12 protein-coding genes and 1 pseudogene are annotated in these 12,713 nt (G+C 71.5%); 8 read left to right on the forward strand and 5 right to left on the reverse strand.

Going from position 1 to position 12,713, the window contains the following annotated elements; genetic code table 11:
* The 4 genes from VF330_RS28825 to VF330_RS28840 all read left to right on the forward strand — a co-directional run.
* Positions 1-260 (forward strand): sigma-70 family RNA polymerase sigma factor (locus tag VF330_RS28825; RefSeq protein WP_330854835.1); only part of this gene is annotated, 260 nt, incomplete at its 5' end.
* Positions 261-493: 233 nt separating this feature from the next.
* Positions 494-1,060 carry a sigma-70 family RNA polymerase sigma factor gene (locus VF330_RS28830; RefSeq protein ID WP_330854836.1) on the forward strand — a complete coding sequence of 189 codons (567 nt, stop codon included), beginning with the start codon at positions 494-496 and terminating at the stop codon, positions 1,058-1,060.
* A 103-nt stretch (positions 1,061-1,163) separates the two neighbouring features.
* Positions 1,164-1,841, forward strand: coding sequence for a sigma-70 family RNA polymerase sigma factor (locus VF330_RS28835; protein WP_330854837.1), 678 nt, complete (start codon positions 1,164-1,166; stop codon positions 1,839-1,841).
* Between the two features lie 143 nt (positions 1,842-1,984).
* Positions 1,985-2,566 (forward strand): sigma-70 family RNA polymerase sigma factor, encoded by a 582-nt coding sequence (locus tag VF330_RS28840; RefSeq protein ID WP_414675477.1) that lies wholly within the window; start codon positions 1,985-1,987, stop codon positions 2,564-2,566.
* Positions 2,567-2,698: 132 nt separating this feature from the next.
* Here the strand turns inward: VF330_RS28840 and VF330_RS28845 are convergent.
* Positions 2,699-3,064, reverse strand: a pseudogene (locus VF330_RS28845) (hypothetical protein); the annotation flags it as partial.
* On the opposite strand from VF330_RS28845, the gene VF330_RS28850 reads away from it, so the two are divergent.
* The 3 genes from VF330_RS28850 (at position 2,984) to VF330_RS28860 (ending at position 5,368) form a co-directional block, all read left to right on the forward strand.
* Positions 2,984-3,313 carry a hypothetical protein gene (locus tag VF330_RS28850; protein ID WP_330854838.1) on the forward strand — a complete coding sequence of 110 codons (330 nt, stop codon included), beginning with the start codon at positions 2,984-2,986 and terminating at the stop codon, positions 3,311-3,313. The pseudogene VF330_RS28845 and the gene VF330_RS28850 overlap by 81 nt on opposite strands.
* Positions 3,314-3,348: 35 nt before the next feature.
* Positions 3,349-4,623 carry a DNA polymerase IV gene (locus tag VF330_RS28855; protein ID WP_330854839.1) on the forward strand — a complete coding sequence of 425 codons (1,275 nt, stop codon included), beginning with the start codon at positions 3,349-3,351 and terminating at the stop codon, positions 4,621-4,623.
* 85 nt (positions 4,624-4,708) lie between these two features.
* Entirely contained in the window at positions 4,709-5,368 is a 660-nt protein-coding gene (locus VF330_RS28860; protein WP_330854840.1) for a hypothetical protein, read from the forward strand.
* A 763-nt stretch (positions 5,369-6,131) separates the two neighbouring features.
* Here the strand turns inward: VF330_RS28860 and VF330_RS28865 are convergent.
* Positions 6,132-7,670, reverse strand: a complete 1,539-nt coding sequence (locus tag VF330_RS28865) for an alkaline phosphatase D family protein (protein WP_330854841.1) — start codon at positions 7,668-7,670, stop codon at positions 6,132-6,134.
* Positions 7,670-8,176 carry a hypothetical protein gene (locus VF330_RS28870; protein ID WP_330854842.1) on the reverse strand — a complete coding sequence of 169 codons (507 nt, stop codon included), beginning with the start codon at positions 8,174-8,176 and terminating at the stop codon, positions 7,670-7,672. Before VF330_RS28870 ends, VF330_RS28865 begins: the two co-directional genes overlap by 1 nt.
* A gap of 283 nt (positions 8,177-8,459) precedes the next feature.
* Between VF330_RS28870 and VF330_RS28875 the strand changes: the two genes are divergently transcribed.
* Positions 8,460-8,855 (forward strand): DUF3040 domain-containing protein, encoded by a 396-nt coding sequence (locus VF330_RS28875; RefSeq protein WP_330854843.1) that lies wholly within the window; start codon positions 8,460-8,462, stop codon positions 8,853-8,855.
* Between the two features lie 71 nt (positions 8,856-8,926).
* On the opposite strand, the gene VF330_RS28880 is transcribed toward VF330_RS28875, so the two are convergent.
* Positions 8,927-11,446: a DUF3488 and transglutaminase-like domain-containing protein gene (locus tag VF330_RS28880; protein ID WP_330854844.1), complete on the reverse strand. Its 2,520-nt coding sequence runs from the start codon at positions 11,444-11,446 to the stop codon at positions 8,927-8,929.
* A gap of 1 nt (position 11,447) precedes the next feature.
* Positions 11,448-12,713, reverse strand: coding sequence for a DUF58 domain-containing protein (locus tag VF330_RS28885; protein ID WP_330854845.1), 1,266 nt, complete (start codon positions 12,711-12,713; stop codon positions 11,448-11,450).

A 12,713-nucleotide genomic window follows, 5' to 3' on the forward strand; every position in this document is an offset into this window, starting at 1 on the left:
CCGAGGTGCCGGACGGGCCGTCGCTGGCCATCGACCCCGAGGAGAGCGCTCTGCTGGGCTCTCTCTCGGTGCGGCTGGGCCAGCTGCTGCGGGTGCTGCCGGACAAGCAGCGCGAGATCCTGCTGCTGCGGGTCGTCGCCGGGCTGACGGCCGAGGAGACCGCGGAGGCGACCGGGTCGACGCCGGGTGCCGTGCGGGTGGCTCAGCACCGCGCCCTGGCGAAGCTGCGGACCTCAGTGGGGGTCGAGGAGCTGATCTGACGGCCGCGGTTCGCGTCGTGGACAAGGAACGGCATCAGAAAAATACTCGTCACGAAATCACTGAATCGGCGGAACGAGCCGGTTTCGATTACGTGGAGTGGCTGTCCGACGGCCGTTACGCCGGGTTATTCACTGCTCCATTCGAGTGACGTTGAAAGTTCTCGATACTTTCCGCATAAGGAGTGACGCGTCGCACGTCTCATTCTCGGGACGTAGACGAGGGGACACTTCGGATGGACAGTTCGGCAGTCAACGCGGAACTCGTCAGACTGGCCGTGCTCGGTGACGGCAAGGCCACTGACCTGCTGCTTCGCTACTTGCGACCGTTGGTGGTGAAGTACTGCCGCGCGCGGGTCGGCCGGTCGGCGACGACCGCGGACGACGTCGCGCAGGACGTGTGCCTGGCCGTGCTGACCGCGCTGCCGAACTACCGGGAGCAGGGCCGGCCGTTCCTCGCGTTCGTGTACGGCATCGCCGCGCACAAGGTCGCCGACGCCCACCGCGCGATCGCTCGTAACCGAGCGGAGCCGGTGGCCGAGGTGCCCGACCAGCCCGCGCGGAACGGCGGACCGGAGGAGGCCGCCCTTCAGGGCGAGCTGAACGGGACGCTCGGGCGGCTGCTGCACCTCCTGCCGGAGAAGCAGCGCGAGATCCTCGTGCTGCGCGTCGTGGTGGGTCTGTCGGCGGAGGAGACCGCGGAGGCCGTGGGCTCGACGCCGGGTGCGGTGCGCGTTGCCCAGCACCGCGCTCTGGGAAGGCTTCGCAAGGAAATCACCGCTCTGAGTGTCCCGATCGGGTGACATTCGTTTGCATTTGTGACTAGTCGTGCGGAGTGCGTGGGGTGGACGTACCCAAACGACATACCTAGAGGGCAGGAAGACGCCGACATAGGGACCAGGGGGCATGGGAAGTTCGGACTCAGCGCGTGCAGCCGAGCAGCTGCACCTGGACGGGGTGCTGGTGCAGCACTTCCGTGAGTGGGGGCTTTCCGGCCCGCGCTGGGACGAGTTCCACCGTCAGCTTCTCGGGCGAGGTCTCGACATCGTTACGAAGCTCGTCCGGTCGGGTGCCATCTTCGCCCGCTGCGACCAGCAGGGTCGTTTCTTGCACCGGCAGGAGATCCCACCGCACGAGGCCGAGGAGCTGGCCAGCGACGCCGTGTACGAGGGGTTCGTCTACTTCCGCGACCGAGGACTCCTCGGCAGGGAGTGGTCCGTCGAGCACGGGCAGCCGTTGAAGGAGTACTTCATCAACGCCTGCGTGCTCGCGTTCCCCAACGTCTACCGCCGCTGGCAGACGAGGGCGAACGGATGGCAGGACGTCCGGCTGGTCGACACCCTGGCCTCGCTCGACAACGTCGTGACCGAGGGGACTCCCGAGGACGCGGTCATCGAGCAGCACGCCGTGAACGCGGCGTTCGCGGCGCTGAGCGAGGACAACAGGCGGTTGCTCTTCCTTCACGACCAGGGCTACTCGCACGCGGAGATCGGTGAGCTGTTGCGGCTCACCCCGCGCGCGGTCGAAGGGCGGCTCAGGCGCGCGCGGCTCTCCGTGCGCCGGCCGCCAGAAGAGGAACGGTGATCTGCGTGGAGTTCACACCCGGCCTGCACCGCAAGGTGCCCGAGGGGACGGTTCAGCGTTCCTCGGTCGGTGGCCCGGTCTCGGCTTCGAGGGGGACGCTCGACGCGTTGGTGGACAGGACCGCCGGGGGCGACAAGGAGCCGGTGGACCCGCCTTCGGCCTCCTACTACACGGGCCGGCCCGAGGCGGCCGACGACCACGTCGCGCGCGCTGTGGCCGGCGACCGCAGGGCGCTCGAACGGCTGCTCGGCACCATCCGGCCGTTGGTGGTCCGGTACTGCCGTGCGCGCGTCGGCACGTTCGCGTCGGCCGATGACGTCGCACAGGACGTGTGTCTGGCCGTGCTGACGGCGTTGCCGTCGTACCGCGACCAGGGCCGGCCGTTCCTCGCGTTCGTCTACGGGATCGCGGCGCACAAGGTGGCCGACTCGTTCCGCAGCTTCTCGCGCAACCGCGCGGAGGCCGTGCCGGAGCTGCCCGAGTCGATGGACACCGCCGCCGGGCCCGAGCAGCGGGCGATGCAGGGCGAGCTCTCCGACCAGATGGCGACGCTGCTGCGGGTGCTGCCGGAGAAGCAGCGCGAGATCGTCGTGCTGCGGGTGATGGTCGGGTTGTCCGCGGAGGAGACCGCGGAGGCCGTCGGGTCGACGCCCGGCGCGGTGCGGGTGGCCCAGCACCGGGCGCTGACCCGGCTGCGCAAGGAGATCAACAACGCCAACGGGTGAGGTTGGCGATCTCCTGCGGGCTGGCGTCCTCGTAGCGCTCCAGCTCGCCACGGCGGACGTCGACCAGCGCGGGTCGACGTGGAGGCCCTCCGGCAGGGTGGATCCGGAGGCGATGCCGTCGAGACCGGCCGCGATCACCCCGGTGACGACCAGGTACGGGTTCGCGGCGAGGTCGAAGCACTTGACTTCCAGGTTGTCCTGGATCAGCCGCAGCGCGGTCTCGCGGTTCTCCTCGCCCCACGCCACGAACGGCGCCGACCACGTGTGCGGCACGAGCCTGAGGTAGCTCGCGAGAGAGGGACAGCCGATCGCGCACAACGCGCGGAGGTGGTTGAGCACGCCCGCGCTGAACTGCCTCGCCTCGTCCTGGAAGCCGTCGAAGAGGTTCGTGCCGTCGCGCCACAGGCTGAGGTGCAGGTGGCCGCCGTTGCCGACGCCGCCGGGTACCTCGCGCAGGTGTTCCCGCACGTGTTCTGCGACCTGGGGCTGGCGACGCACGGGCTGGGGCGCCAGGCGTCGCGCGTGTTCGCCGAGGCGCTGGAGATCGTGCCGTACGGGAAGTTCCTGTTCTCGTCCGACGCCTTCGGCCTGCCCGAGCTGTACTACCTCGGCGCGTTGCTGTTCCGGCAGGCGTTGTCGGACTTCCTGGCGGACGGGTTGCGGCGCGACGCGTTCCTCGAGGAGGACGCGCACCGGATCGCGCGGCTGATCGCGTCGGAGAACGCCGCTCGGGTGTACGAACTGTAGGATTTGGATCGAACTGACGTTCGAGGAGGGTGTTCATGGGTCGCAGTGCGAACCTGCCACGCGGCCTGGTCGATCGCTTCCGCGCGCGTGACGGCGTCTGGCCGGACGACACGGGCTGCCGGATGCTGCACGTCGACATGGACGCCTTCTACGCGTCGGTGGAGATCCGCGAACGTCCCGAGCTCGCGTCCGTGCCCGTCGTCGTCGGCGGCGTGAGCGGTCGTGGTGTCGTGTGTTCCGCGAACTACCTCGCGCGTGAGTACGGCGTGCGGTCCGCGATGCCCACCGCCCACGCGCGACGCCTGATCCCGCACGCCGTGTACCTGCCGCCGCAGTTCGACCTCTACCACGAGGTCTCACGCGGGGTCATGGCGATCTTCCGCGACATCACGCCGCTGGTGGAGCCGCTCTCGCTGGACGAGGCGTTCCTGGATGTCGGTGGAGCGCTGCGCCGGCTCGGCCTCACGCCGGGCGGGGTGGGGGAGCTGATCCGGTCCCGCGTGCTCGCCGACCACGGCGTGACCTGCTCCGTCGGGGTGGGGCCGACGAAGTTCCTCGCGAAGCTCGCCTCCGGCATGTGCAAGCCCGACGGCATGATGGTCGTTCCCGCGTCCTCGGTGCTGGAGTTCCTGCACCCGCTGCCGGTGTCGGCGCTGTGGGGCGTGGGCGCGAAGACCGCCGCGCGCCTGGAGGAACTGGGGCTGGGGACCGTCGGCCAAGTCGCCGCCACGCCGCTCCCGCGCCTGCGCCGGCTGATCGGCGTGGCGCTGGCGGAACACCTCCACGGCTTGGCCGCGGGCGTGGACGACCGCGCCGTGGTGCCGACGTCGCGCGAGAAGTCGATCGGCGCCGAGGAGACCTTCGAGGTCGACCACCTCGACCGCGCCCTGCTGCGCCGCGAGCTGCTGCGGCTGTCCGAGCGCTCGGCGTCGTCGTTGCGGCTCAAGGGCCTGCGGGGCCGGACGGTGTCCATCAAGGTGCGCTTCGCCGACTTCACGACGATCACGCGCTCCCGCACGCTGCCCGTGGCGACCGACGTGACCCAGGAGGTCTACCGCACCGCCGCGGAACTCCTGGACACCCAGGTCCCGCCCGGCGCGGTCCGCCTGATCGGCGTCCGCATAGAGGGTCTTGACAACGCCGACTCCGCCCAGCAGCTGGTCTTCGACGCCCCGGAGAACGGCTGGCGCGAAGCCGACCAAGCCGCTGACCAGGCCCGTTCCCGCTTCGGCTCGCTCGCCGTCCGCCCGGCCTCACTGCTGCGCGACAGTCCGGAGAGGACCGGCCAGACCGCTCCGAAGCCCGAGTGATCGCGACCTGTCCACAACCCGGAAGTTGTCCACAGCTTCCCGATCCACCGGCCTCCCCCGGCTCCCACCACCCCACCATTGACCCATGCGCCACCCCATCGACCTGGAAGCCCTGGGCACCCTCTTCGTCCACCGGGTAGCCCCGGTAGCGGCCCTGCTCCACATAGGACTGTCCGCGTCCCTGATCGACCAGCGCTCGCGGCCCGGCGGCCCCTGGCAGCGCCTGTTCCCCGGCATCTTCCTGCTGTCGAGGGCGGGCCCCTCCCGCGAACAGCTGGTGCAGGCGGCCCTGCTCTACGCGGGCGAACGAGCCATGCTCACCGCCTTCGACGCCCTGTACCTGCACGGCATGAGATCCGTGCTGCCCACGGCGGACGCCATCCACGTCCTGGCCCCACGCCACTCCAGGGCCTGGGGCCACGCCACCCTGCGCCTGGAACGGACAGACCGCCTCCCCCGCCCGGCACTGCGCCGCGGCTTCCACGTGGCTCCGCTGGAACGAGCGGCGGTCGACGCGATCCGCCGGACCCGCTCGATCGCCGACACGAAGGCCATCCTCGACGAGGTCACCCACTACGTCGGCGTCCCAGCCCTCCGCGCGGAACTGGCCCTGGCCCCGCGCAAGGGCACCACCCTGGCCCGCAAACTCCTGGGCGAGTCCCCGGCCCGCCAGCTGGAACGAGCAGTGATGGACCGCCGCCCCCTCGCTGTCCCGCAGTCCCGCACCCCGCTGGCCATCAGCTGACCACCCTCATGGCCCGGTGCCAGTCCCGCCGTTCGAGGCAGGCACCGGACCTCACAACCTCTGCACGCCAACGCAGCTCCGCTTTGCGACGACCTCGCGCCCAGCCTGGGGATCCGCCACCCGCGGCTCTCACCCCGCACCTCGCGTCCGCCGGCCAACCAGCCGCCGGCGTTCGTGCTCCTCTGTTTCGCGGCACTCTCAGTCTCGGCCCACCCGCGGCAAGTGCTTGGGAGGCCCGCGAAACCCACTCCAACCCCGGAACCTGCCCCAACCCCGGAACCTGCCCCAACCCGGAACCTGCCCCAACCGGCAACCTGCCGCCAGGTCCGCTCTCGACCTGCGTGCCGCCCACCCGACAACTTGCGGTACCGGTGCTGCCTATCCCAGTCCGCGGTCCTGGTGTCCCTCAACCCGCTTTCCCGATCGCATTTCTGCCCGAAGGCTGGTCGGCACGCCCCCGGTGCCGTCGGGCGTCGAAGCCCTCGACCCCGGAACCTGCCGCCAAGCCCACCCTCGATCCGCGTGCCGCCCAGCCGACAACCTCGGCGCCGTGGTAGCCCCGAGCTCCACTCGTGGAGCCTCACGGCGCCCGCGCTCGGTCCCCACCCACTGATCACCCGCCACCCGGCGAAACCCCTTCACCCCGAACGAAAGGAGCCTTCACCGTGTAGCAGCCCGAACCCCGTTCACCTCGCCTGAGGCCCGAACCCCGCGAGCCGACGGACGGTGCGCGGGCGGGACGACCCCGCCCGCGCACCCGGCCTCACGCGCGCCGGTACTGCGCGGGCGACCCGACGGTCGCCGGGTCTTCATAGCTGCCGGCCTTGCCGCGGTCGACGTGGAACGTCGTCAGCGTCGACACCGGCGACGCCGAGTCCCGCCGGTCGCCGATCACCCGCATGTGCGTGGTGAACCGCTGCGGCGTCACCTCGTACACGTCGTAGCCGTACCTGTTGCCCTCGAAGTACTTCAGGTGCGGGTTCGCCGCGCCCATCACCGGGCCGTTGACCGCGTTCCACTCCGGCGAGTACGCGCCGGAGGTCACCGAGTGCGCGGTGAACTCCGTGCCGATCACCGGAGAGGAGGTGTCGTCGAAGTCCGGGCGGATGTCGTCCACGAACGCCGAGTGCCAGTCGCCGGTGAGCACGACCAGGTCCTTCAGGCCCTCGGTGGCGACGTGGCCGAGCACCTCGCGGCGTTCGGCCAGGAAGCCGTCCCACTGGTCGGTGAAGTAGTAGCCGCCGCCCGTGCGGGCCAGCTGCGAGAGCATGATCGAGTTGATCCACACCTGCCACGCCTCGCGGGCGCCCGAGATGCCGTCGAGCAGCCACCGCTTCTGCTCGGCGCCCAGGATCGTGCCGTTCGGCAGGTTCTGCGCGGACCGGAACTGCCGCAGGTCGAGCACCGTGAGGTCGAGCAGCGAACCCCACTGGCGGCGGCGGTGGATCTCCGGTTCGAGAGCGCTCCCACTGCGCACCGGCAGGTGCTCGTACCAGGCCTGGTAAGCGGCGGCGCGGCGCTTCACGAACGGGGCCGCACCCTCGGTGCCGCTGTAGTCGTTGGCGACCTCGTGGTCGTCCCAGGTCAGGTAGAACGGGTGCGCCGCATGGGCGTCGCGCAGCGACGGGTCGCCCTTGTACAGGGCGTGGCGGCGCCGGTAGTCCGCAAGGGACAGCACCGCGGGGCCCTCGTGGTCGCGCACGGGCGTGCCGCCGACCTGGCCGTGTTCGTAGATGTAGTCGCCGAGGTGCACGACGAAGTCCAGGTTCTCGGCGGCGATCCCGCGGTGGGCCGCGTAGAAGCCGTCGTGGAAAGCCTGGCAGTTCGCCGTGGCGAACCGGACGCGCGAGACCGGGCCGACGGGTGCGGTGCGCGTGCGGCCCACCCGGCTGCGCTTGCCGAGCGCGGAGAACTGGTAGTAGTAGGTGCGGCCGGGCACGAGACCGTGCACTGGCACGTGCACGCTGTGCCCCAACAGCTTCGACGCGGCGACGCTGCCGGACGCGACCCGGGACCGCATCCCGCGGTCGGTGGCGACCGCCCACCCGACCTCGACGACCTCGGGCAGCGGCTGCTCGAACGCGAGCGGTTCCGGGGCGAGCCGCGTCCACAGGACCACGCTGTCCGGCAACGGGTCCCCGGAGCCGACGCCCAGGGTGAACGGCGCCGCGTCCCACGACGCGCCGAGGTCGAGCGCGGCCGCGTGGGCCTCCACAGGCGACAGACCCGCGGCCAACGGCCACACGGTGCCGAGAGCGCCGGCGGCGGCCGCGGCGCGCAGGAGATCACGTCGGTTCAGCATCAGCGGCTCCTGACCGTGAAGGAGATGTTGTCCGCGTAGCCGTCGTTCGACGTGCCGCTGCCGGACCGGGTCATCTGCAGGGTCACCACGGCGGTGCGGCTGCCGGGCGGCACGGTGCCCTCGGACCGCTGCTCGACGAGACCGGTGCGGCCGGAGCGCTCCTCCGCGGTCACCGGGCCGAGCACGACCAGACCGCGTGGTGTGCCACCGGTGTCGAGGAACTCGACGGACAGCCGGGCGCCGTCCTGTTGCGAGGCGTAGCCGCCGAGCCACGCGGAGACCACGAACTGAGACGCGCGGGCCGGCAGCGTCACGCTCTGTCGCAGGGTGCTCAGGGGTGTGTCGCCGCCGCCGAAGAACGCGGCACCGCGCGAAGCCGGACCCGGATCACCGGGTCCCGGATACCCCTGGCCCGTGTCGTACCGGAGCACCACGGGGGCGCCCGCGACGGTGAGCCAGCCGGTCAGGCCCTGCTCCGCGTCGCCGTTCACGATGAGTTCGGTCATGCGACTGATCCGAGCAAGCGGGGCTTGCGCTGTCGAGTCTCGTGCCCGAACGCGGTGTGAACGGAAGGCCACAAGGGCCGGTTGGGGGCCTCCCGGCGGCCCCGCCGCTGCCCCAGGAGGATGATGGTGACAGAACCGACCGGTATGAGAAGGGCCACTGGGTAGTCGCCGGGCCCCGCGACTCGTATCCTGGAAGATGACGTCCCCAGGGTGGGTCGTCCGCCGGGTTCGGCGGAAACCGAGAACACCCGGCGCCCGCGACCGCTGTGCCGGAGGAGGAACGATGCCACTCTCCGAGCACGAGCAGCGACTGCTCGACCAGATCGAGCGCGCGCTCTACGCCGAGGACCCGAAGTTCGCATCCACCGTACGAGGCGCCAAGTTGCGGAGGCCGTCCAAGCGGCGCCGCGTACAGGGCATCGTGTTGTTCGTGGTCGGTGTGGCCGCGCTCATCGCCGGCGTGATGCTGCCGCAGCTCGCGATCGCCAGCATCCCCGTGGTCAGCGTCTTCGGGTTCCTGCTCATGTTCTTCGGTCTGCTCATCGTCGTGACGACGTTGCGTCGCGGTGACCAGGTCGCGGAGGGCGTGCAGGAGGACGGCAAGCCAGCGCGCAGCCGCAGCTCGTTCTCCGAACGGATGGAAGAGCGCTTCCGCCGTCGCTTCGACGAGGAGCAGTAACAACTTCCAGCTCCACGACAACGGGCCCGCACCCCACCGGGGGAGCGGGCCCGTCGCTTGGTTCGGAAGGTCTAGACCCCGACCGTCTCGCGTTCCGGCGTCTCGGCCACCGGCGCGGGCGCCGGCCTCAGCACCGACTTCGGGAACAGCCGCGCCCGCAACGACAGCGGGGCGTTCTGCCGCAACGACTGCCGCACCGCCGCCAGCGCTCCCGGCAACGCCGGGTCGGCCGTCGGGTTCGCGCTGTACCAGGACCGCTCGATCGCGCCGATGACCGTGCGCAGACCGGTCCTGCCCGCCTCGTCCAGGTTGTGCTCGCGCGCCAGCCGGCGGGCGGCGGCCCTGATCGTCTCGGCACCGGGCACCGAGGCGCCGCGGTCGACCGACTCCGCCATGAGCTCGTTCCACGCCGCCGTCGACGCTCCCGGACCGAGCTTGGCGACCTCCTGCAACCGGCCGCGGCGACGCAGCGCACGGATCGCCGCGGGGGCGGCCGCGACGAACAGGGCGAGCACGACCGCCATCAGGACGTACGACAGCCATGCCACGGCCAGCAGCACCACGATCGCCCACAGCGCGACCGACGCCACCAGGCTCCAGCGCCGCGTCGACGCTTGCAGGCTTCGGGACCGCGCCGCGTCCGGTGACCTGTCCTGCTCCGGTGCCGGCGGTGACTCATCCCGCTTGACCAGGACCATGCGCAGCACCTGGGCGGCCAGCGCGAGCACGAAGGCTCCGAGCAAAGCCCACGGAACCCAGTTCTTCGAGGTGTCCTCCTGCGAACCCTGCGCCACGGTCTGGTCGCCGCCGTCGTCCTCGGCCGACGCCGACTGCTGCGCGGACCCGGACGCCGACGGCGACGCCGACTCGGTCTTCGTCGACGCCGTGGGCTGCTCCTCCGCACCCGGCGCGGTCTCGCGCAGGTACGGCGGCACGATGCCGCGGCCGTCGGAGATCGGGGTCGGGTCGAACGTCATCCAGCCGTAGCCGGGGAAGAAGATCTCGACCCACGCGTGCGCGTCGTCGGTGCTGATCACGCGGTAGGCGTTGTCCGGGGCCGCGACACCGGCGGTGAAGCCGATCGCGACCCGCGACGGCAGACCGACCACGCGGGCCATCACGGCCATCGCCGACGCGTACTGCTCGCAGTAGCCGACCTTCGACTTCGTCACGAAGTCGGTCAGGGCGTCCTTCGTGACGTCGCCCTGGGTCCGGAGGTCGTACTTGAAGTCGCTGGTCGGGCTGTTGAAGAACGCCGTGAGCGCGGCGGCCTTGTCGAAGTCGTTGGTGGCGTCCTTCACGATGCTGTTCGCGAGGTCGACCACGGGCTGCTCGACGCCCTCGAACTTGTAGTACTCGCCGTCCACCAGGTTCTTCGGACCGGACGCCAGCCGCAACGACTGCTTCGTCGGCGTCGACAGCACCGCGTCGATCTCGTACGGCTCCGGCTCGCGTTCCCGCTGCGAGAAGACGACGCCCTTCTTGGCGTCGAAGCGGTAGTCGTCCTCGGGGGTGTCGATGCGGCGGACCGAGCCGTAGGTCGGCAGCCAGAAGCTCTTCCAGTCGCGCGGCTCGATGTTGATCCGCGTCGTCTTGCCCTCACCGCGGTCGCCCGGCTGCAGCGGCAGCTCGCCGCGCGCGGGCTGGCCCCCGGGGTCGGTGCCGCGTTCCCAGCCCTTGTTCGGCACGTACCGGGCGAGCGTGGTCGCGCGCATGTACGTGAGGTCCGACAGGCCCCGCACGTAGAAGATCTCGGTGGTCTTGCCGCGGTTGAGCATGCCGCGCAACGACGTCATCTCGCTCAGCCCGATGCCGCCCTTGCCACCGCCACCCGCGCCGCCGCCCGGCAGCCTGCCGACCGTGCCGACGATCGTGAACCCGGCGCCGACGACCAGTGCGATCACCATCGCGACGCTCGCCACCGTCAGCGCGGAACCACCGGACCCGCTCGCCGAGCCGGACCCCAGCCTGCCGCGCCACGCCTCGTGCCGGTGCTGGCCGTCGACCGCGAGCAGCATCGCGAACGCCGCCGCGCCCAGCACGAACGTCCAGAACGGCAGCATCTCGTCGGCCAGCGACGCGGGCACCGCGAACACGCACAGCAGCACCAGCCCGGACGCCGCCGGAGCCGCTGCCGCCACGGCCAGCGTGTCCACCAGCACCGCGACCAGGCCGATCGCCAGCACCACCAGCGCCTGGATCGCCGGCGTCGCGTGCACCGGCGGCACCCCGGTCTGCACCTGCGCGACCGACTCCGCGAGCACGTCGCCGAGCTCGCCCAGCGCATCGGGACCGGGGATGAACAGGAAGATGCCCGACCGCGTGTGCAACGCCGTGAGCAGGCACAGCAGCACCGCGACCTGGGCGATCGCCACCAGCGGCGGGGTCAGCCGGGTCGCGCGCAGGAACGCGCCGGTCACGGTGATCGCCACGATCACCACGCCGATGCGCACCAGCCACAGGTCGCCCTCGATCACGCCCGAGAGGGCGGTCGACGCGCACAGCACGGCCAGCGCCGCGATCCACGGCGTCGCCGACGTGAACCACTCCGGCTCCCTGCCCTTCGCGGGCGCGGTGGAACGGGTCGCCATCTCAGACCACCTCCGAGCGAACCGACGGTCCCCGGTTGCCTGCCGAGGCGCACAACTCCTGCCACACCTGCTGCATCGACGCCGACGGCTTCGCGATCGCCACGCCCCAGCCCGCGCCGGTCAGCAGCCGCCGCGCGTCGTCGGGGTCGGGAGCCGCCGAGTCGGTGGCCCCGGCCCAGGCGCTCACGTCGAGCAGCACGGCCAGGCTGCGCGTGCCGCGCGGCCGGTACCGGATCAGCTCCTCCACCGACGCCGGCGACACACCGCCGAGCACCGCGATGACCTCCTGGCCGGCGCCGGGGTCGATCCCGCCGCTCAGCTCACGCCGGTGCGACCCCTGCAGGGCCGCGAGCGAGTCCAGCACCACGTGGTCGCTGTGCCCGCCCTCGGCCGACCCACCCGCGAGCACCCGCCCGTCCTCGGAGACCAGGCGCACCTGGTGGCCGAAGTGGTGCAGGTGCAGGCAGATCGACGCCACGAACGAGATCGCCCATTCGAGCGACGCCGCCGGTCCGCTGCCACGGTGCGCGTGCACCCGGTGGTCGAGCAGCACCGTCGTGCCGCCGCGCCACGGGCGTTCCTCGACGCGCACCATCAGCTCGTCGCGCCGGGCCGTGGACCGCCAGTGGACCTTCCGCAGGTCGTCGCCGTGGCGGTACGGCCGCACCACCGCGTCGTCCTCGCCCTGCCCCGCGCGCAGCCGCACCGAGCCGTCGTCGCCCGCGCCCATGCCGGAACCACCGGGCAGCCCGGCCAGCCGGACCACCCGCGGCACGACGACCAGGCGGGAGCGGCCGGCGAGCTCGCGGTCGAACTCGGCGAGGCCGAACGGGTCGGTGATCCGCGCCATCAGCGGCCCGACCTGCTGGACCCCGCGCATCACCGGCTTGAGCGGGTAGCGCAGCGTCGTGGGCGTGTTGCGGGGCAGCCGCTCGACGAGGAACCGCGGCCGCGCCCCCAGCGCGTACGGCACGGTGTCCTCCAGCATCAGGCCGCCCGTGGGCAGCCGGCCAGTGCTGCGCAGGTCGAGCTTCACCTCGGACGCCGCCCCGACCGGGACCCGGCTCGGCGCCAGGTACCGGGCGGCGTGCAGCCCCACCCTGGCCCTCGTCGCGAGCCACGCCGCCAGCAGCGGCAGCGCGATGACGAAGGCGGCGACCCTGAGCAGGTCGCGCTCGTTCAGGACCGCGGCGCACACTCCGGCGGCGAACCCCGCGGCCAGCAAGCATCGTCCGCGTGTGGTCAGACCGGAGAGTGCGGTGCGCAT

The organism is Lentzea sp. (assembly GCF_036380075.1).
Lineage (GTDB): Bacteria > Actinomycetota > Actinomycetes > Mycobacteriales > Pseudonocardiaceae > Lentzea.